The following is a 20,764-nucleotide window of genomic DNA, read 5'->3' on the forward strand; positions in this document are numbered from 1 at the left end:
TGCGAGAGGCACTGGGCCAGGCAGCCGAAGCCGAGGCCGACGACCCGGAGGAGTGACCGGACTCAGCCCCGGGCAGCCCACCACTCACGCAGGCGCTGCTCAGAGGCATCCGTGCCGATGACTCCCTCATCGAGACGCAGTTCGAGCAGGAACCTGTAGGCCTCGCCGACCTCGCGGCCGGGCGCGATGCCGAGGATCTTCTGGATCTGGTTGCCGTCGAGCTCGGGCCGGATGGAGTCGAGCTCCTCCTGCTCGCGCAGCGCGGCGATGCGCGACTCGATGTCGTCGTACGCCGAGGCGAGGCGACCGGCCTTGCGCTTGTTGCGGGTGGTGACGTCGGCGCGGGTGAGGATGTGCAGGCGCTCGAGCTGGTCGCCCGCATCGCGGACGTAGCGGCGCACCGCGGCATCCGTCCAGGCGCCCTCGGCGTATCCGAAGAACCGCAGGTGCAGCTCGATCAGCTTCGCGACCGCGTCAGTGGTGCCGCTGTCGAACCGCAGCGTCTGCAGGCGCTTGCGCGCCATGCGCGAGCCGACGACGTCGTGATGGTGGAAGGTGACCACCCCGCCGTCTTCGAGCTTGCGCGTGCGCGGCTTGCCGATGTCGTGCAGGAGTGCGGCGATGCGCAGAGCGACGTCCGGCTCGGCGCCGGGGTTGCGCGACTGCTCGAGCGAGATCGCCTGGTTGAGCACCGTGAGCGAGTGCTCGTAGACGTCCTTGTGGTGGTGGTGCTCATCGACCTCGAGTCGCAGAGCACTGACCTCGGGCAGGAACTCCTCGATCAGGCCGGTGTCGACCAGCACGCGTATGCCGCGCACGGGGTCTTCGGTCTGCATCAGGCGCACGAGCTCGGATTGAATGCGCTCCGGGCTCACGATCTCGAGGGTCGCCTTGAGCTCGGCGATCGCATCGACAGTGGCGTCGTCGATGCGGAAGCCCAGCTGGGCGCTGAAGCGCGCCGCGCGCAGCATCCGCAGCGGGTCATCGCCGAACGAGACCTGAGGATCCGCCGGGGTGCGGAGTACTCCGGCGATGAGGTCTTCGACTCCCCCGGTCGGGTCGACGAGCTTGACGGACGGAACCAGCAGTGCCATCGCATTGACCGTGAAGTCGCGGCGGTGCAGGTCGGCGTCGATGGTGTCGCCGAACTCGACGGTCGGCTTGCGGGTCACCCCGTCGTAGCTGTCGGCCCGGTAGGTGGTGACCTCGACCTGCTCGCCCTGCACCCGTGCGCCGATCGTGCCGAACGCACGGCCGATGTCCCACTGGGCGGTCGAGATCGGTGTGACGATGCGCAGGATGTCGTCGGGCCGCGCGTTCGTGGTGAAGTCGAGGTCGTGCGTGGGGCGGCCGAGCAGCGCATCGCGCACCGGACCGCCGACGACGGCGAGGTCGAAGCCCGCCGCCGCGAACGCATCGGCGAGGGTGCGGACGACCGGATTCTCGGCGAGCGCACCGAGACGGTCGAGGCCGTCAGCCATGTTGAGCATGGGTTCCAGCGTACCGGGGTCAGAACAGCGGGTTCTCGCCCTTGGCCTGGGCGACGGCGCGGACCCGCGCCTGCATCAGCCGCACGAGCAGAGCGCTCATCAGGAATCCGCCGACCACGGCGACTGCGACGATGAACCAGATCCCGATCTCGGGGTCGATGACCTCGAACCCGTAGATCGCGACGGCGAGCAGCAGAAGCACCGGCCCCTCGATCAGCGCGAACGTGATGAACAGCCGCGTCTGACGCCTGCCGAAATCGGCGTTGACGGCCCGGACGCGTGCCTCGATCGACGACTCCCCCGCATAGCTCATGCCCCCACCGTAGTGGCGTTCATCCGACCGTCGTCCTGCGGCAACCCCGAGGCCATCCGCTTTCGATGAGCTGGTCGTGCCCCGTGCGGCTGAGCACGGAGACCCCCACCCCACGAAGGACACTCATGACCTCCCCCACCCCTGCGGTGCGGTGGCGGCGTTACGGACTCGCGTCCGCCGCCGTCCTCGCCCTGCTCGGCGGCGCCGTCGTCGCCCCCATCGCGACCGCCGCCGGCGAGCCCGACGTGCCGACCGACTCGCTGATCACCGGCGACACCACGTGGCGCTACCTCGACGACGGATCCGACCCGTCGCCCGCACCCGCGGCGCTCCGCGACTGGACCCTCCCCGACTACGACGACAGCGCCTGGAAGTCGGCGCCCGGCTCGTTCGGCGCGAAGAACGGCAAGATCGCACCCGTAGGCCCTGTCACGCCGACGACGCTGCTGAACCATTACATCGATGGAGCCGCGGCTCCCACGGTGCCCACCTACTTCTTCCGCACGACGTTCGAGCTCGAGGCGGGTGTGGCCGAGCAGGTCGCGGCGCTCCGCAGCACGATCACCTACGACGACGCGATCGTCGTCTGGATCAACGGCGAAGAGGTCGCGCGCTATGTCGACGGCCGCATCACCGACACCGTCAACGTCGAGTACGCCGGCGACAGCGGTGGTGACCCGCTCACCAGCACGTTCAGTGCCGAAGGCGAGCTGCTGCATGACGGCACGAACGACATCGCCGTCGCCCTGTTCCAGGACCGCGAGACCAGCTCGGACATCTACTTCGACATGTCGTCGCTCACGCTGGTCAAGGCATCCGACCCCGGCTCGCCCGTCGTGGCTCCGCCGACACGCGTGATCCTGACTCCGACCGAGCAGCCCGCTGTGTCGCAGTCGTTCTCGTGGCTCGCGGGAGACGCCTCGCACACCACCGGCCAGGTCGAGATCGCGCCGGCGGCCGGCGGCGAGACCCGCACCGTCGACGCCTACGACGCCGGGGTCGTCAACGGCAACCCGAACAAGCACTTCTCGGCGACGGTCACCGGCCTCGCGCCTGCGACCTCCTATCGCTACCGCGTGGGTCTTCCCGGCAGCTGGAGCGACTGGTTCGAATTCCGCACGGCTGACCCGAGCGCCACGGACTTCCAGTTCATCTACTACGGCGATGCCCAGATCGGTCTCGACACCACATGGCCGAGCGTCGTGAAGCAGGCCGAGGCTCAGGCCCCGCGATCGATCGGATCTGTGCACGCCGGCGACCTGATCAACACCTCGAGCAACGAGAACGAGTGGCTCAACTGGTTCAAGGGCATGGAGGACTCCGCCGTCCGCACCAACGTCATGGCGGCGCCCGGCAACCACGAGTACTCGGGCGACAAGCTGCTCACCGCCTGGAAGGCCGCGTTCGAGTACCCGCACAACAACCCGTCGACGAGCACGATCGGCGAGCTGGCCGACCTCGCGAAGGGCGACTCCGAGGTCGCGCAGCAGTACCGCGCGTTCTTCGATCACTGGTCGTCGTTCGCCGCCGAGACCGCGTACTACACCGACTACCAGGGTGTGCGCTTCATCACCCTGAACGCGACGCGCGACACGACCTTCCTCACCCCTGCCGGTCTTCCGTCGTGCACGGGGGCCGAGTGCCCGTCGGCGCAGATCGGCGTGCTGTGGACCCGCTTCCAGGCGGCCTGGCTCGACCTGCTGCTGCAGAACAGCCCGTCGAAGTGGAACGTCGTCACCTTCCACCAGCCGGTGTTCTCGGCATCCGAGGGTCGCGATGAGCCGGTGCTGCGCGCGGAGTGGCTGCCCGTCTTCCAGCGCAACGACATCGACCTGGTGCTCATGGGCCACGACCACACCTACGCACGCGGCTACGTGAACACCGATGCGACCGAGACCCCGGGCATGACCTCGGGACCCGTGTACGTGGTGTCGAACTCGGGCGCGAAGCACTACGAGCTCGAGACCCCAGAGAAGAACGTCTGGACCAACAACGGCGCCACCCAGGTGCTGCGCGGTCAGGGCGTCACCACCTACCAGGTGATCGACGTCTCGAAGAACCAGCTCGTCTACCGCTCGTACCTCGCGGAGAAGCAGCCGGATGCCACGACCGACCTCCCCGTCGGCTCGGTCTACGACACCTTCACGGTGACGAAGTCGGATGCCGGTGACAAGTGGGTCACCGAAGCCGGCGTCACGCCGCCCGTGATCGAGGAGCCCGCTGCGCCCGAGATCGAACTGGGTGCTGCATCCGTGGTCGCCGGTGGAAAGCTCACCGTCTCGGGGAGCGGGTTCGAGGCGGATGCCGCACTGCGCTTCGAGCTGCGCTCCGACCCCGTCGACCTCGGCACCGCCACCGCCGATGCGAATGGCGCGTTCAGCCGCACGCTGACGATTCCGGCGAACACCCCGGCCGGAGCGCACACGCTCGCGGTGATCCTCGCCGACGGCACCGAGGTCACCTCCTCGGTCACCGTCACGGCCGCGGCGAGCGGTGGTGCGACCACGCCGGGCGGGTCGGGAGGCGCGACTGACGGCTCGCTCGCGACGACGGGTGCAGACAGCACGCCGTACATCGTCGGCACGGTGGTGCTGCTCGCCCTGGGCCTCGGCCTTTTCGCGATGCGGCGCCGCCGCCACGCGGGCAGCACCGAGACGGCGGAGTAGTCGACAGCATCCGCTGTCCGGGCGTCGTCGGGGCTTCGGTCCCGGCGGCGCCCTTTCATTCCGGAATGCCGCGCCCGTGCGCCGGGCACCGTCCCGTCCTAGGATCGGCATCGTGGCCTCAGAAGAGCAGCAACCCTCCCCCGCCGCACCGGACACGTCCCGGCGCGGATTCCTCAAGATGGGCGGCGCCGCTCTCGCAGGCGTGGTGGTCGGCGGTGCTGCCGGCGCCGCGATCGGCGCGAACGTCGGCAACCATCGCAACGGGTTCGCATCCGACCCCGACCCCTTCGCCGCACTGACGCCGCGCAGCGAGCCCGGCTTCGACCACCTCGTCGTGGTGATGGGCGAGAACCGCTCCTTCGACAACCTGCTCGGATACCTGTACTCGAAGGACACGCTGCCTGCGGGCGAGAAGTTCGAGGGTCTCGCTTTCGGCACGCACAGCAACACCGCATCGGACGGCACGGTCGTCGATGCCCATGTCTACACCGGCGACACCGACCGGATCATGAGCCTCCCCGACCCGGACCCCGGCGAGGAGTATCCGCACGTCAACACGCAGATCTTCGGCACCGTCGACCCGAAGGACAACGCCGACCTCTTCGTCGACCAGATGACAGCACCCTTCAATGCGCCGACCCACGGCGAGAAGGCCACGATGTCGGGGTTCCTCGAGGACTACATCATCAACTTCCGTCGGTTGCGCAAGGGCGCAGAGCCGCGGCCCGAAGAGGCGGCCCACATCATGGGCTCGTTCTCGCCGGCGATGCTTCCGGTGCTGTCCACGCTCGCGTCGGAGTTCGCGGTGTTCGACCACTGGTTCGCGGGGGTCCCGTCGCAGACGTTCTGCAACCGGTCGTTCTTCCACGCATCGACCTCGCACGGCTTCGTCACCAATCAGGCGGGAGGCGGATACCGCAAGTGGCTCGACGCCCCGGCGGCGCCCACCGTGTTCAACCGTCTCGAAGACGAGAAGGTCAGCTGGAAGATCTACATCGACAAGCTGCAGCTCGTCTCGTTCACCGGGATGCTGCATGCCGCCGTACTCGAGAAGTACTGGCGCACCGACCACTTCGGCACCATGGAGGACTTCTACAGGGACGCCAAGAACGGCACGCTGCCGGCCTACGCGTTCATCGAGCCGCGCATGGTCTACGACCACAACGATTTCCACCCGCCCTTCGGGGCTCCTCGCGAGAGCGAGGTCGACGGCGAAGCCGTGTACGACAGCGCGATCTCCGATGTCAGAGCCGGAGACCGCCTCATCCACGACATCTACGAGGCAGTCCGCACCAGCGCATCGCCGAAGGGCTCGAACGCGGTCAACACCCTGCTGCTCATCACCTTCGACGAGCACGGCGGATGCTACGACCACGTGCCTCCGCCCAAGGCGACGAAGCCGACGAAGGACACGCAGGCAGGCGAGATGGGCTTCACCTTCGATCGCCTCGGGTGCCGTGTGCCCGCCATCGCGATCTCGGCCTACACGAAGCGCGGCACGATCGTGCACGACGAGATGCACCACGGCTCGGTGACCGCGACCCTCTCACGGCTGCACGGGCTGAAACCGCTCAACGATCGAGACCAGTCGGCGAACACGCTGTTCACCGCCGTGAACCTCGACAAGCCTCGCCATCCGGCCGACTGGCCCGTCACGACGCCCGCCTACACCCCGCCGAACCCGGAAGAACGCGAACCGAAGCCGGGAGAAGCGGATCAGATGAAGCCGTTGACGCCCCCTGCGCGGGGCCTGCTGGGCCTGCTCATCGCGAAGTACGGCAAGCCGGGCGAACCGGAGCCCCAGACGTTCGCCGACGCCTACCGACTGCTGCACGAGCACGGAGACGAGCTGTTCGGTCCGGCGTAGGGCTCCTGACAGCCCGAGGTCAGTCGCGGTGCGAGCGACGACGCGAGACGAGGAACAGCACTGCTCCGAGCACCAGCACGCCTCCGCCCACTGCGGCCCAGGTGAAGGTCTCCGGTCCCAGACCCGTGCCGGGCAGGCGTCCACCGCCGGTGCTCGGCGGCGTCGAGGGTGTCGGCGTCGTGGTCGGCGGATCCGTCGGACTCACGACGATAGCGGCGAGCGTGAAGTCCTGGTCGACGAACGTCTCGCCCGCGGCCGTGACCTCGACCGTGAGCGTCGACGGGCCGACGATCGTGCTGCCCGCGGGCGCCGTGATCGTCAGCGTGTAGGTGCCGGGCGGCAGGCCGCCCAGGCCGTAAGCGCCGTCGGCATCCGTGATCAGCTGCTGGTCTCCCTCGTCGGTGGTGAGGGTGATGGTCACACCGGCGACCGGAGCGCCACCGTCGGTGCGCACGACACCCGAGAACCCACCGAGCCTGGCCAGCACGAAGTCGACGTCCGTCACGTCGGCCGTCGCGACGGTCTCACTCTGCGAGGTCGCCCCCGCGGCCACGTATCCGTCGGGCGTCGTGATGGTGATCTCGTAGTCACCCGAGGGCAGGCGCGGGAACGAGTAGCTGCCGTCAGCGGCGGTCACGGTCGTGAGTGTCGTTCCGCCGGGTCCGGTCGCGGTCACGGTGACGCCCGCGACTCCCGCTCCGTTCGCGCGCACAGCCCCGGTCAGGTCGGGGTTCTCGGCGAGCACGAAGTCCGCGAGGGTGATCGGCACCTCGCTGCCCGGCGGGACCACGAGCGGCTCGGTCGGATCCGTGGTGCTGTATCCGGGCGGCGGGGTGACGACGACGGTGTGAGGACCGACCGCGACCTCGTCGAAGAGGTAGGTGCCCTGGGCATCCGTCGTCGTGGTCTGTGCTCCGTCGACCGTCACGGTCGCGCCCGGCACCGGGTTGCCGTCGTCGTCGACGACTCGTCCCGAGACGGCGACGGGGATGATGTCCCGCACGGTGAAGTCGGCCACGCCGTCGCTGGTCGTGAGGTCTACAGCCGCTGAGGTCGCCCCCTCGGGGATCATGCCCGCAGGGGCCGTCACCCGCACCGTGTATCCCGCCGTCGCGACGACGCCGGGGAACGAGTAGCTGCCGTCTGCGCCGCTGGTCGTGGTCGCGACGACGTCGCCGTTCGCGTCGGTCAGGGTGAGCGTCGCTCCCGGCTGCGGTGCCGCGGTGTCGTCGGTGACCACGCCCGTGATGTCGCGCGCGATCGACGCGAACCAGGTCTGGTACACGGGGAATCCGGATCGGCGTGTGAAGGAGAAGGTGAGGGAGGTGATCGGCACGTTCGGCTCGAACCATGCGGCCGCGCCGCTCGTGTCGAGAGCGGCCGCGTTTCCGGTGAGGGTCTGGGTCGTGGCATCCCAGGTCGGCACGTCCGCCGCGTCACCGGTGCAGGAGGGTTTGCCCGTGACTCCGGGCGCGCAGTAGTTGAAGCCGCCCTGGAATCCGAGTTCTGCCGCGGTGAGCGCCTGCCCGTTCGCGCCGACCGCCTGGATGCGCACCGAGTCGGCGTCGATGTCGCCGAGCACGAAGGTCCAGCCGGAGGCGGGAGTGGGGTTCGCGAACGAGTAGGTGGTCGTCGAAGGGCTGGCGGCGTTGTCGGCCTTCGGCCTCAGGTTCACGTACGACTGGTTGATGCTCGAGCCGTACTTCGCGCCGACCGGAGTCCCCTGCGCGAGCCAGTTGGTCGCGCCCGAGATGACACCGGCCTGGCCGGCGCGGGAGTCGCTCGTCATCGTGGCGGTGATGGCGGGCTGCGCCGCGACCTGCACGGTGGTCGTGTATGCCCCGCCCGTTCCGGTCAGAGGCTGCCAGGTCGCCCAGGCGGTCGTGGTGGCAGCCGCAGCCGGAATCGCACCGACGAGCGCCGCTGCGAGCACGATCGCTCCTGCAAGAAGTCCAACCCTGGCGACACGCATGCGGCCAGCGTATCGGCATATCGCAATGTCGGCGAGGGTCGGAGAACAGTCCCGGGGCGTGGAGAAGGGGCGGATGCTGCGCGCATCCGCCCCTTCTCCATGCCTCAGTTCGGCGTGGTTCTCAGACCGGGTCTCCCTGCACGGGCCCCTCGGTGTTCGGCTTCCAGCCGAGCGCCGGGGCGACGTGCGTCGCGAACGACTCGAGCACGTGCAGGTTGTACTCGGGGCCGAGCTGGTTCGGGATGGTCAGCAGCAGCGTGTCCGCCGACATGACCGCCTCATCCGCGAGCAGCTGCTGGATCAGCACGTCGGGTTCGGCCGCGTAGGTCTTGCCGAACGTCGAGCGGTAGCCGTCGATGATGCCGATCTGGTCGGCGTTCTCCTCGCTGCGCAGGCCGAAGTACGCCCTGTCCATGTCGGACACCAGCGGGAAGACACTGCGGCTGACCGAGACGCGGGGCGTACCGGTGTGACCCGCCTCTTTGTAGGCGCTGCGGAACAGGTCGATCTGCTCGCGCTGCAGCTGGTGGAACGGCACACCGGTCGCCTCGGTGAGAAGCGTCGAGCTCATCATGTTGAGCCCCTTGCGTCCGGTCTCCTCGGCCGTGGCTCGAGAACCAGAACCCCACCAGATGTGGTCGCGCAGAGTCGGCGACTGCGGTTCGATCGCGAGGTAGCGCCCTGCACCGACCATGCGGGGGTCGCCGGGAGCGAGGCCCTCTCCGTCGATGGCGCGCAGGAAGAGGTCGAACTTCTCGCGGGCGATGACGCTGCCTCGCTCCGGGTCCTCCTCGTCGTGGAAGCCGAAGGTCTCGTAGCCGCGCAGTGCCGTCTCGGGTGAACCACGGCTCACTCCGAGCGCGATCCGCCCGTCGGCGATCAGGTCGAGAGCCGCCGCCTCTTCGGCGAACTGGAACGGGTTCTCGTACCGCATGTCGATGACGCCGGTGCCGACCTCGATGCGCTCGGTGCGTGCGGCCATGGCCGACAGCAGCGGCATCGGAGACGCGGCCTGCCGTGCCCAGTGGTGCACGCGCACGGATGCTCCGTTGACCCCGATCTCGTCGGCGCCCTCCGCGATCTCGATGGTCTGCTTCAGCATGTCTCCCGCAGTGCGGGTCGCTGAACTGGGCACGTCGGCGTAGTGCCCGAACGAGAGGAATCCGAAAGCCTTCATGGTGTATTCGAACGCATATATACGGACGGGTATTCCCGCATCACTGCTCCGACACCAGCAGACCGTCGAGCACGAGCTGCCGGATGCGCGGCTCGAGGTCCGCCCATAGGTCGACGAGCGGCACCTCGAACAGGTCGGCGAGCGCCCCCACGATCTGCATGACGGTCAGATATCCATCGCAGGCGCCGACGAACGCGGCGACCGCGGGGTCGACCGTGATCGTGCGTGCGAAGCCCCCGCCCTGGCGGAGCTCGATGATGCTGGGGTCGTCGTTACCCGGAAGCAGGTGTCGAGCCTCGGTGACGTCCGGCGCCGTGAAGAGCGTCGAGGGCAGGCCATCGACGAGCAGGTCGTGAGCGACGAGCCCCGAGCGCAGCGCCCCGCCGACGTTCGACACGGGCTGCGACAGACGTTCGAGACGACGCAGCGGCGCGGTCTGCCCGGGCGTCGCAGGCCGCCGCACCAGGATGTAGCCGAACCCGACAGCGGTGACGCCGCGTGCGGCGAAGTCGTCGAGCCACGCGGTGAGCAAGGGGGTGAAGGCGGCGTCGCGCGGGGTGGTGCCGCCGTCGCGGATCCAGAGCTCCGCGTAGCCGAGCGGAGACAGCTCCTCGCGCTGGATGACCCACAGGTCGAGGTCGCCGGGCACCCAGGACGAGAGCCGGTCGAGGCCGACCCGGCCGGTGAGTTCGCGCTGGCCCCCTCGCGACTCCCAGTTGCCGAGCAGCTGGGCGACCCCGCCGGGGGTGAGGAAAGACGGAGCCGCGCGCAGGAACTGCTCGACGAGCGCGTCTCCCACGAGGCCGCCGTCGCGGTACTCGTACTCGGGAACGCCCTCGGCCCGAGGGGTTATCACGAACGGAGGATTCGACACGATCAGGTCGAAGGCCTCTCCTTCGACCGGCTCGAACATACTGCCCAGTCGGAACTCGATGTTCGAGACGCCGTTCAGCTGAGCGTTCAGCTCGGCGTACGCGAGCGCCCGTGCCGAGATGTCCGTGGCGACGACCGCACCGGCATGGCGGGCGACGAGGAGCGCCTGGATGCCGCATCCGGTGCCGAGATCGAGGGCTCGCTCGACCTCGATCGGCATGATGATCTCGGCGAGGGTGCGCGACGCCCCGCCCACTCCGAGCACGTGATCTGCGGGGAGCGCACCGTCGAGCGCCACCTCGTCGAGGTCGCTCGCGATCCACCATTCGCCGATGCCGTCGGCGTCGACGAACGACTGCGGCCGAAGCAGCGCGGCGGGAATGACCGCATCTCCGTCGATGCGCGCAAGGCCAAGAGCGACCAGGCCATCGACGCCGAGCCGCGGCAGCGCGGCGGCCACCCGAGGCGCAGGCTGGGGCATTCCGAGCACCAGAAGACGCCCCAGCGTCGCGAGCACACCGTCGTCACCGGCGATCGCCCGCAGGATCGGCTCGCGCATCCCTCGCGCCAGCGCGTCGTCCTCTTCCTCTCCCCACAGGCGACGCAACGGCTCCGAACGAAGGTCGGCGGCATCGAGATCTGCGGCGAGCGCAGCGCTGCGAAGCGGATCGGGAACGGGGGTGAGGGTGTCGGACACGGCCGTCACTCTACGCGTCTTCAGGGTTCTCATTCAGCCAGCCGCCTAGAATCACAAGGTCAGCACTCGCCGGACGCCTGAGATCACCGGCGTCCGAGGAAGACTCCCATGACCGCGACCACCTCCGAGAACGGCCTCCGCACGCGCCTGCAGCGCCTGGCACGCGGATCCGTCATCTCGGCGATGGTTCTCGGCATGTGCGGCATGGGTGCGGGAAATGCGTTCGCGGCCAGCGACTCCGAGACCGAGGACGCCCCTTCCGTCGAGTTGCTCCTGTCAGCGGGAGTGCGGGGAACCGTCTCGCCCGGAAGCGCGACGACGGCCTCGCTGACCGTGCAGAACGACGCGAAGTCGGCTCTCTCCGCCGGACGGGTCTCCGTCGAGATCAACCGCACTCCGCTGGTCGACGACGCAGCGGTCACGACGTGGCTGGACGACTCGGAGGCCCCGGGAGGATTCGAGCAGCTGGGCGCAGACCTCACCGCGCCGGTCGATGCCGAGGCGTCGGTGACCACGAGCCTCGTGATCCCGCCCGAGGCCCTCAGCGACCTCGCGCCGGGGGTGTACCCGCTGCGTGCGACGCTCAGCGGTGCGCAGACGGACGCTGAGGATGACGCCGAGTCCGTGACCTCGACGACCGTTCTCGTCATCTCCGCTGCCGAGAACCCGCCCGTCGCGCTGATGGTGCCGATCACCGCGACCCCGGTCGACGGCGCGCTTCTGACGACCGAGGAGCTCACCGCGCTCACCGCCGCCGACGGCGCACTCACCGCAGTGCTGGAGGGGGTCCGCGGCACATCGGCGATCCTCGCGATCGACCCGTCGATCCCTGCCGCGATCCGGGCTCTCGGATCCGCAGCACCGCAGAGCGCACGCGAATGGCTGCGTCAGCTCGACGCACTCCCGAACGATCGTTTCGCACTGCAGTTCGGCGACGCCGATGCCACGACGCAGGCCCAGGCCGGCCTCCCCGAGCTCCTGCAGCCGACAACGCTCGCGACCTTCCTCACTCCGGGCAACTTCCTCGCCCTTCCGGATGAGAGCCCCACCGCGACTCCGACCGCGACCCCCGCGCCCACGCCGGCAGCCACCGATGGTCCTGCGCTGCCGAACGACGCGGATCTCACCACCATCGAGGGCGCCTCCCCCGGCATCCTCTGGCCGCGAAGCGATGCGTCGACCGCTGACCTCGACGCCTTCTCCGCCTACATGGGCGGCGCAGCCATCACCGTCCTGTCGTCGACGGCGGTCGGCGGAGCCGACGACGCTCATGCGACGGTCGGCGAGCGCACGGCGCTCGTCACGGATGCGGCCGCATCCGCCGCGCTCTCAGAGGCGGCGGGAGAGGACGACGAGGCCGCACGTCAGCGATCGCTCGCCGAGGCGAGCGCGCACCTCGCGCTGTCCGCGCAGACGAACCCGGCCGCACCGCTTCTCGTAGGACTGGATCGTGACGAGACCCGCACCGCAGATGCGCTGAACGACACGATCACCTCGTTCGACACGCTCGGCTTCGGGCTCGCGGAGGTCCTGTCCACCCCCGCAGTCTCCGCCGCGCTCACCACCGAACCCGACGTGACCCGCGCCACGGCCCTGCAGCGGATGCTCGACAGCGAGATCGTTCTCGGAGAGTTCGCCTCGATCCTCGATGACCGCCAGCTGCTACTGAGCCCCAAGCGCATCCAGATCATGCGCGCGATGGCGGTCGGCCTCACGGAAGATGCTTTCGACGACGCCGTCGCTGAGGTGAACACCGCGACGACCGACACCCTCGATGCCGTCGACATCCCGCCTGCCAGCACCATCCAGCTGCTCTCGGCCAACGCTGATCTGCCCTTCTCTGTGCGAAACGATCTGCCCTGGCCGGTGAACCTCAATCTGTCCGTCAAGCCGAGTGATCCTCGTCTCGAGGTCGAGCCGGTGACCGCCGCGACGATCCAGCCCGGAACCACGAGCAGAGTCAAGGTTCCCGTCTCGGCGAGGGTCGGAAGCGGCGAGGTCGCGCTGAAACTGGAGCTCTCGAGCCCCACCGGGGTGCCGATCAGCACACCCGAGACCGTGCGCGTATCGGTGCGCGCCGAGTGGGAGACGATCGGTCTCGCGGTGTTCGGCGGTCTGATCGTGCTGCTTCTCGGTCTCGGCATCATCCGCACCGTCCGTCGTCGTCGCCGTGAGGCGGCGACCGAGGAGGGCGCAGAGACGAAGACGGATACCGACGTGCAGTCGGCTGCCGTCGAGGAGTCGAATGAGTAGTCTCGGCCGCGCGAGCGCCGTCATCGCCGCCGGCACCATGGTGTCGCGGGTCACCGGGTTGTTGCGCAGCATCGTCCTGGTCGGTGTGCTCGGCTCGATCTCGCAGGCGGCGGACGCTTTCACGGTGGCCAATCAGCTCCCGAACAGCGTCTTCCAGCTCATCTCCGTCGGTGTGCTGACCGCGGTGATCGTTCCGCAGATCGTCAAGGCCACGGCCAAACCCGACGGCGGTGGGGCGTTCATCTCGAAGATGTTCACCCTGGGCGTCGTGGTGCTGCTCATCTGCACCGCCATCGCGATGATCGCGGCTCCTGGTCTGGTGTGGCTCGCCACATCAGACAAGCAGGAGGATCTGCGGGCCCTCGCGACCGCCTTGGCCTATTGGTGCCTTCCGCAGATCCTCTTCTACGGCATCTACGCGCTCCTGGGCGAGACTCTCAACGCCCGTCGAATCTTCGGCCCGTTCACCTGGGCCCCCGTCGTCAACAACGTCGTCTCCATCGCCGGTTTCCTGGCACTCGGCGCACTGTTCGGCAACGTGCCCACGAGAGCGGCTGCCTGGACCCCCGAGATGACGGCGATGCTCGGAGGCACGGCGACCCTCGGTATCGTCCTCCAGGCGCTCGTCCTGCTGATCTTCTGGCGACGCACCGGTCTGTCGCTGCGCCCCGACTTCCGCTGGCGCGGCGCGGGGCTCGGAACGGTCGGGCGACTCGCGGGCTGGACCCTGCTGATGGCGTTGGCCGGCATCGCTGCGGGGTTCTTCCAGACCAGCATCGCGACGGCCGTGTCGGGCACCGATGCCTCGACGACCGTGATGGCGAATGCGTGGCTCGTCTTCATGCTCCCGTATTCGGTCATCGTGCTCTCGATCGGCACCCCGTACTTCACGCAGATCAGTGAGCACGCGGCGGCCGGACGCGACGACGAGGTGCGCGCGGACATCAGCCGCAGCATCCGGACGCTCGTGTTCTTCATCATGGCCGCGATCGCTGCGGTGGCGGCGGCGACCCTTCCGGCGTCTCGGGTGTTCACGAGGTCTATCGATGAGACGTTCGCGGCGGCACCGGTGCTGATCGCCTACCTCGTCGGGCTCCTGCCGCTGACGATCCTGTTCATCGTGCAGCGGACGTTCTACGCCTACGACGACACCCGAACGCCGTTCTGGTTCACGATCCTCCAGTGCACCCTCGTCGTCGGAACGGCCCTGCTGGCCTCGTTCCTGTACACCGCCGATGTACTCCCGGCCAGCCTCCTGGCCGCAGCGGTCGCGCTCGGCCAATCAATCGCGAGCACAGTGCAGACAGTGCTCGCGATCTGGCTGCTGCACCGCAAGATCGGCGGACTGCAGATCGGATCCTGGATGCTGTCGATCGGCCGCTTCGTCCTCGCGGCGATCCCCGCCGCCGCGGCCGGATGGGGAGTGTTCCTCCTGATGGGCGGCGACGAGGGGTGGACGCTTCGGAGCCAGCTGTTCGGCGCCCTCGGAACCTGCATCATCGGCGCCGCTGTGGTGGTCGTCTACATCGGCATCCTGGCCCTCCTCCGGGCGCCGGAGCTCAAGGTCGCGGGCTCCATGCTGCGGCGCTTCCTGCCCGGTCGCTGAGCATCGACGCGCGGGAATGTCGCGCGGTTACCATTGGTTGAAGCAGTCGAACGTCTTTCGGCGTCTCAGCATCTACGACGGAGAGCACATGCGTCAGGTCATCATCATCGGTTCCGGTCCTGCCGGATTCACCGCCGCCATCTACGCGGCGCGCGCGAACCTCAAGCCGCTGCTCATCGCGAGCACGGTCGAGGTCGGCGGAGAGCTGATGAACACCACCGAGGTCGAGAACTACCCGGGCTTCCCCGAGGGGATCCAGGGGCCCGAGCTCATGGCGAAGTTCCAGGAGCAGGCCGAGAAGTTCGGTACCGAGGTCGTCTACGACGACGTCACCGAGCTCGATCTCGCCGGCCCCGTCAAGAAGGTCACGCTCGGCAGCGGAACCGTGCACGAGGCCCAGTCGCTCATCTACGCGACGGGATCGGCGTACCGCAAGCTCGGCATCGAGGGCGAAGAGCGCCTCTCCGGCTACGGAGTCTCGTGGTGCGCGACGTGCGACGGCTTCTTCTTCCGTGAGAAGACGATCGCGGTCGTCGGCGGCGGCGACTCGGCGATGGAAGAGGCCACGTTCCTCACCCGCTTCGCCGAGAAGGTCTACGTCATCCACCGCAAGGACTCCCTGCGCGCCTCGAAGATCATGCAGGAGCGCGCCTTCGCGAACGAGAAGATCGAGTTCGTGTGGAACAGCGAGGTCGCCGAGATCCTCGGCGGCGACTCCGTCTCGGGCGTCCAGCTGCGCAACACGGTCGACGGCACGCTCAGCGATCTCGCCCTCGACGGTCTGTTCATCGCGATCGGCAACGACCCGCGCACCCACCTCGTGCACGACAAGCTCGAGCTGACCGCAGAGGGAACGATCTGGGTCGACGGCCGCTCGTCGAAGACCTCGGTTCCCGGGGTGTTCGCCGCGGGTGACGTCATCGACCCAACCTACCGTCAGGCGATCACCGCCGCAGGCTCCGGCACGGTCGCCGCCCTCGACGCCGAGCACTTCCTCGCGGATTTTGAGGATGCTTCCGTCGAGTTCCCGGCTGCGGAAGCCGCCGAGATCATCACCGCCTGATCGGTCGGGAACAGTTTCACCTCGCCCGCTGTTGTAGCAGGCGAACCTCGAATCAAGGAGAACTCTGATGAGTGCAAAGGCTACGAGCCAGGCGACCTGGGAGCAGGACGTTCTGCAGGCCGAAGGTCCCGTCCTCGTGGACTTCTGGGCCGAGTGGTGCGGACCGTGTCGTATGGTCGCCCCCGTTCTGGACCAGATCCAGGCGGACAACCCCGACAAGATCACCATCCTCAAGCTGAACGTGGACGAGAACCCGCAGCTGGCGATGAAGTACCAGATCACCTCCATCCCCGCGATGAAGGTGTTCCAGGGCGGTGAGGTCAAGACGACCATCATCGGCGCCAAGCCGAAGCCGGCCCTCGAGCAGGACCTCGCAGCCTTCATCGGCTGATCAGGACTCCCAAGGCCGTCACCTCTTCGGAGGTGGCGGCCTTCTCCGTGTCCGGCAGAGAGGTGTCGCCGCGACTACTTGTCGTACACGGGCACCGGGGGCAGCCCGCGGGCCGCGCGAGCGCGATCGACGATCTCCTGGATCACCGGGGTCTTCGCGGCGTTGTAGGTCGATCGCCCGCGTGCCGCGGCCGCCACAGCGTCGCACTTCGCGTGCGAGTACCGATCCACGTCATCCGGGTGTGCGAGCAGCCAGTCCCTGAGGATGCGCTGGTTCGCTGCATCCCAGTCCTCGGCGACGAAGAAGTGCGCTATCGCGCTGCGGATGCCGTCGGTCTCACGGATCATGACGGGATGCGTGCGCACCGCACTCCCCCGTCGCCATCCTCCGGCCTCCAGCGCAGGCAGCTGCGCCTCGAAATCCTCGAGGTCTCGGATCCTGATGGCCAGATCGATGATGGGCTTCGCCCGCATCCCCGGGATCGCTGTCGATCCGATGTGCTCGATCAGCCAGTCGGCATCCGTCAGGCTGCGGATCTCCACGGCGATGCCGGCGAACCTATCCGCCCAGGCGGGATCGTAGGCGACGAGCATCCTGGGCATCGCGGCAGGATCGTCAGGACGCGTCGGCGACCGTGGGGTCCCAGCGGCGGTGACGCTGCTTCTCATCGAGCAGCCCCCACACGGCCGGTGTGAGCTCGGGGTATTCCAGAGCGATCTGACGCAGCACGCGGTAGTGACGAGCCGCGTTGGGACGCACACCGTCGTTCGCGGTGATGTTGTCGGCGCGCAAGAGGTACACAACGAGCTCGTCGACGCTCGGCAGCTCTTCCATGAACTCCCAGGGATCCTCTCCGCTGAGAAGACGCTCCTGAATGAGCACAGCGAGTTCGTCCGACGCCTCTGCTCGCAGCACTTCCAGGCTGGCGCGACGGGGAACGGACTCGGTCATGCTTCCAGCCTACGTGGCGTTGCGGGTGCCTCGGCGCTCCACCTTCAGCTCGTCGGTCATCTCCTCGAGCTCCTTGCCCTTGGTCTCGGGGACCTTGAAGTAGACGAAGAAGAACGACAACAGGGCGAAGAACGCGTAGAAGCCGTAGGCGAACGTGAGGCCGATGTCGGCGAAGATCGGGAACGTCGTCGAGATGAAGAAGTTCGCCGCCCACTGGGCCGCCGCAGCGACCGCAAGGGCTCCCGCACGGATCGAGTTCGGGAAGATCTCTCCCAGAAGAACCCAGACGAGCGGGCCCCAGGTGGCTCCGAAGAACACCACGAAGCCGTTCGCGCAGATCAGCGCCACCGTGGCCCAGGGGTCGGGGAGCGTCGCTGTGCCCTCGGCATCCAACGTGCCGAACGAGAACGCCAGCGCCATCAGTCCGAGCGTCACGGTCATGCCCACTGAGCCGACGAGCAGCATGATGCGGCGGCCGACCTTGTCGACGAGCAGGATCGCCACGATCGTCACCACGATGTTGGTCACCGAGGTGATGACCGAGGTCAGCAGCGCGCTCGACTCATCGAAACCGACGGACTGCCACAGCGTCGTCGAGTAGTAGAAGATCACGTTGATGCCGACGAACTGCTGGAAGACCGACAGCAGGATGCCGACCCAGACGATCGGCTTCAGGCCCAGGCGGCTACCGCGGAGGTCGCGCAGCGACTCCTTGCGCTCCGTGTCGATCGTGCTCGTGATCTCCTTGATCTTCGCATCGACGTCGACGGCGCCCGTGACGGTCTCCAAGACCTCCGCTGCGCGCTTCATGTCGCCTTTTCGCACGAGGTATCTCGGAGACTCGGGGAGCCTCAGAGACATGATCCCGTAGACGAGTGCGGGGATCGCCGCGACCATGAACATCCAGCGCCATGCAGTGAGACCCCACAGCGGCTGATCGGCCGCGCCGGCGAGGTTCGCGAGCAGGGCGTCCGACAGCAGGGCCGCGAAGATACCGGTGACGATGGCGAGCTGCTGCAGTGAGCCGAGGCGGCCTCTGATCGCCGCAGGAGAGACCTCCGCGATGTAAGCGGGAGCGATGACGGATGCTGCACCGACACCGAGTCCGCCGATCACGCGCCAGATGATGAGGTCCACCACGCTGAAGGCCAGACCCGAGCCGATGGCGGAGATGAAGAACATCGCCGCCGCGACGACCATCACCGGGATGCGCCCGCGCTTGTTCGCGATCGGTCCGGCGAACCAGGCTCCCACAGCACAGCCGATGAGCGCGGAGGAGACCGCGAAGCCCTTGAGGCCGACTCCGAGGTCGAATCCGGATACGGTGCCCGCCAGAGCGTCGACCGCTCCGTTGATCACCGCCGTGTCGAAGCCGAACAGGAAGCCACCGAGCGCGGCGGCGATGCTGACCGCTATGACTCGGCGACGGACACCCTCTGGATTCAGTGGCTTGGACATGGCATCCCTCTCATCGTCGCGACCTGGCGAGTCTACGACCGCTCAGCGGCTGAGACGGGGAATCACGCCGATCCGTAGCCGGATTGCCCGATCTCCTCGAGGATGCGGTTCAGATCCTGTATCGAAGCGAAATCGATTATGACCTGGCCTTTGCGCGCACCGAGCGAGACCTTGACGCGCGTGTTCAGGCGATCGCCGAGGTTGCCGGCCACCTCGTCGAGGTAGGCGCGACGAGCTCCGGGAGTGGGCTTCGCCGTGCGGCCGGGAGCCGCCGGCTCGGTCTTGGCCGCGACCTCGGTGGCACGCACGGACAGGTCTTCGTTGACGACCTTGTCGGCGAGGCGCTGCATCGCCTCGGGGGTCTCGAGGCTGAGGATCGCTCGAGCGTGACCGGCCGTCAGCACTCCTGCCGCTACACGCTGCTGAACGGGAACCGGCAGCTTGAGCAAGCGGATCGTGTTGCTGATCTGTGGACGGGAACGACCGATGCGCGTGGCCAGCTCCTCCTGAGTGATCCCGAAGTCCTCGAGCAGCTGCTGGTAGGCGGACGCCTCCTCGAGTGGGTTCAGCTCCGAGCGGTGCAGGTTCTCGAGAAGGGCATCGCGCAGGAGGTCTTCATCGGCGGTCTCACGGACGACAGCGGGGATGGCTGCCAGGCCCGCCTCACGGGCGGCACGGGTCCGCCGCTCCCCCATGATGAGCTCGTACTCGCCGTCGCTGTTCTTGCGCACGACGACGGGCTGCAGCACGCCGAACTCCCGGACGCTGTGCACGAGCTCGGCGAGGTCTTCGGGATTGAAATGCGTGCGCGGCTGCCGCGGGTTCGGGACGATCTTCTGCGGGTCGATCTGGATGAGATGGATGCCGGGGACCACCTCGAGCTCCTCTGCAGCGGGCTGATCGCTGGTCTGCTCCGTCGCCGGGCGCAGGTTCGCACCGGGGAAGAAGACATCCACGGGACGCTCGGACTGATCAGCGGTGGGGATGAGGGCACCGATGCCCCGGCCCAGTCCAGTGCGCTTCGCCATCATTTCTCCTTGCTCTGCGCCGCAGTGCGCGACGCGATCTCGACGGCGGCCTCGCGGTAGGCGACAGCGCCGGCGGATTGCCCATCGTAGGCGATCACGGTCTGACCGAAACTCGGCGCTTCCGACACCCGCACAGAGCGCGGGATGACGGTGTCGAGCACCTGATCGGGGAAGTGGGTGCGGACCTCGTCAGCGACCTGCTGAGCAAGTCGCGTACGTCCGTCGAACATCGTCAGGAGGATCGTCGATAGATGAAGCCCTGGATTCAGGTGCTTCTGGATCATCTGGATGCTGCCGAGAAGCTGGCTCAGCCCCTCCAGTGCGTAGTACTCGCACTGGATCGGAATGAAGACCTCGTTCGCCGCGGTGAACGCGTTGATCGTCAGGAGGCCGAGAGACGGCGGGCAGTCGATGATCACGAAGTCCATCGGATTGTCGACCAGGTACTCCTCCAGCGCGCGGCGCAGGCGGTGCTCGCGTGCGACCTGAGCCACGAGTTCGATCTCGGCGCCGGCGAGGTGGATCGTGCTCGGTGCGCAGAAGAGATTCACGTCCTCGGGGCTCTGCTGCACGATGTCTGCGAGGGGGACTTCGTCGATCAGGACGTCGTAGATGCTCTGGGTGTCCGCATTGTGCGGTACACCGAGGGCTGTGGAGGCGTTTCCCTGGGGGTCGAGGTCGACGACGAGCACCTTCGCACCGAGGCCAGCGAGAGCGGATGCGACGTTGACCGCACTGGTCGTCTTGCCGACCCCACCCTTCTGGTTCGAGACCGTCAGGATGCGGGTGTCCCCACTGAAGTCGATGTTCACTGCTTCGAGCACTCTGCGGCGAGCTGAGAGGTCCGCGAGTTCCCGCGCGAGCGGCGTATCCATCCCGAAGGAGTCCTTCGGTGATGCCTTTTCGGGCTGTTTCACGTGAAACATCCACTCCTTTCGGGGCCGTGTTCCACTCTAATC

At 67.8% G+C, this 20,764-nt stretch carries 16 protein-coding genes; 6 read left to right on the forward strand and 10 right to left on the reverse strand.

Annotated elements, in window-relative coordinates; all coding sequences use genetic code 11:
* Window positions 1–62: 62 nt before the first annotated feature.
* Together MRBLWH13_RS15855 and MRBLWH13_RS15860 are read right to left on the reverse strand one after the other, a co-directional pair.
* The gene (locus MRBLWH13_RS15855; RefSeq protein ID WP_341955888.1) at window positions 63–1,490 is read right to left on the reverse strand and encodes a CCA tRNA nucleotidyltransferase; all 1,428 of its coding nucleotides are present in this window, start codon (window positions 1,488–1,490) and stop codon (window positions 63–65) included.
* Window positions 1,491–1,509: 19 nt separating this feature from the next.
* Entirely contained in the window at window positions 1,510–1,803 is a 294-nt protein-coding gene (locus MRBLWH13_RS15860) for a hypothetical protein (RefSeq protein WP_341955889.1), read from the reverse strand.
* 125 nt (window positions 1,804–1,928) lie between these two features.
* Here MRBLWH13_RS15860 and MRBLWH13_RS15865 point away from each other — a divergent pair, with 125 nt between their 5' ends.
* Together MRBLWH13_RS15865 and MRBLWH13_RS15870 are read left to right on the forward strand one after the other, a co-directional pair.
* Complete coding sequence (locus tag MRBLWH13_RS15865) at window positions 1,929–4,469, forward strand: metallophosphoesterase family protein (RefSeq protein WP_341955890.1); 2,541 nt, start codon at window positions 1,929–1,931, stop codon at window positions 4,467–4,469.
* Between the two features lie 112 nt (window positions 4,470–4,581).
* Window positions 4,582–6,336: an alkaline phosphatase family protein gene (locus MRBLWH13_RS15870; protein WP_341955891.1), complete on the forward strand. Its 1,755-nt coding sequence runs from the start codon at window positions 4,582–4,584 to the stop codon at window positions 6,334–6,336.
* Window positions 6,337–6,355: 19 nt separating this feature from the next.
* On the opposite strand, the gene MRBLWH13_RS15875 is transcribed toward MRBLWH13_RS15870, so the two are convergent.
* From MRBLWH13_RS15875 to MRBLWH13_RS15885, 3 genes are all read right to left on the reverse strand, one after another.
* Window positions 6,356–8,308, reverse strand: a complete 1,953-nt coding sequence (locus MRBLWH13_RS15875) for a carboxypeptidase-like regulatory domain-containing protein (protein WP_341955892.1) — start codon at window positions 8,306–8,308, stop codon at window positions 6,356–6,358.
* 121 nt (window positions 8,309–8,429) lie between these two features.
* Window positions 8,430–9,485, reverse strand: a complete 1,056-nt coding sequence (locus MRBLWH13_RS15880) for an LLM class flavin-dependent oxidoreductase (protein ID WP_341955893.1) — start codon at window positions 9,483–9,485, stop codon at window positions 8,430–8,432.
* 40 nt (window positions 9,486–9,525) lie between these two features.
* A complete protein-coding gene (locus MRBLWH13_RS15885; protein WP_341955894.1) occupies window positions 9,526–11,055 on the reverse strand; it encodes a methyltransferase in 1,530 nt (509 codons plus the stop codon).
* 108 nt (window positions 11,056–11,163) lie between these two features.
* On the opposite strand from MRBLWH13_RS15885, the gene MRBLWH13_RS15890 reads away from it, so the two are divergent.
* The 4 genes from MRBLWH13_RS15890 to trxA all read left to right on the forward strand — a co-directional run bounded on the left by MRBLWH13_RS15890 (window position 11,164) and on the right by trxA (window position 16,368).
* Entirely contained in the window at window positions 11,164–13,308 is a 2,145-nt protein-coding gene (locus MRBLWH13_RS15890; RefSeq protein ID WP_341955895.1) for a DUF6049 family protein, read from the forward strand.
* A complete protein-coding gene (gene murJ, locus MRBLWH13_RS15895) occupies window positions 13,301–14,914 on the forward strand; it encodes a murein biosynthesis integral membrane protein MurJ (protein WP_341955896.1) in 1,614 nt (537 codons plus the stop codon). Before MRBLWH13_RS15890 ends, murJ begins: the two co-directional genes overlap by 8 nt.
* A gap of 88 nt (window positions 14,915–15,002) precedes the next feature.
* Complete coding sequence (trxB, locus tag MRBLWH13_RS15900; RefSeq protein WP_341955897.1) at window positions 15,003–15,977, forward strand: thioredoxin-disulfide reductase; 975 nt, start codon at window positions 15,003–15,005, stop codon at window positions 15,975–15,977.
* Between the two features lie 67 nt (window positions 15,978–16,044).
* Window positions 16,045–16,368 (forward strand): thioredoxin, encoded by a 324-nt coding sequence (trxA, locus tag MRBLWH13_RS15905; protein WP_042541543.1) that lies wholly within the window; start codon window positions 16,045–16,047, stop codon window positions 16,366–16,368.
* A 74-nt stretch (window positions 16,369–16,442) separates the two neighbouring features.
* Here the strand turns inward: trxA and MRBLWH13_RS15910 are convergent, their stop codons facing one another.
* From MRBLWH13_RS15910 to MRBLWH13_RS15930, 5 genes are all read right to left on the reverse strand, one after another.
* Window positions 16,443–16,970, reverse strand: a complete 528-nt coding sequence (locus MRBLWH13_RS15910) for a GrpB family protein (protein ID WP_341955898.1) — start codon at window positions 16,968–16,970, stop codon at window positions 16,443–16,445.
* Window positions 16,971–16,983: 13 nt separating this feature from the next.
* Window positions 16,984–17,319: a tryptophan synthase subunit alpha gene (locus MRBLWH13_RS15915; RefSeq protein ID WP_341955899.1), complete on the reverse strand. Its 336-nt coding sequence runs from the start codon at window positions 17,317–17,319 to the stop codon at window positions 16,984–16,986.
* A 9-nt stretch (window positions 17,320–17,328) separates the two neighbouring features.
* Complete coding sequence (locus MRBLWH13_RS15920; protein ID WP_341955900.1) at window positions 17,329–18,777, reverse strand: sugar porter family MFS transporter; 1,449 nt, start codon at window positions 18,775–18,777, stop codon at window positions 17,329–17,331.
* A 62-nt stretch (window positions 18,778–18,839) separates the two neighbouring features.
* Window positions 18,840–19,805 carry a ParB/RepB/Spo0J family partition protein gene (locus MRBLWH13_RS15925; RefSeq protein ID WP_341955901.1) on the reverse strand — a complete coding sequence of 322 codons (966 nt, stop codon included), beginning with the start codon at window positions 19,803–19,805 and terminating at the stop codon, window positions 18,840–18,842.
* Complete coding sequence (locus MRBLWH13_RS15930; RefSeq protein ID WP_341955902.1) at window positions 19,805–20,731, reverse strand: ParA family protein; 927 nt, start codon at window positions 20,729–20,731, stop codon at window positions 19,805–19,807. The genes MRBLWH13_RS15925 and MRBLWH13_RS15930 overlap by 1 nt, the downstream gene beginning before the upstream one ends.
* Window positions 20,732–20,764 lie beyond the last annotated feature (33 nt).

It is taken from the genome of Microbacterium sp. LWH13-1.2, assembly GCF_038397735.1.
Lineage (GTDB): Bacteria > Actinomycetota > Actinomycetes > Actinomycetales > Microbacteriaceae > Microbacterium.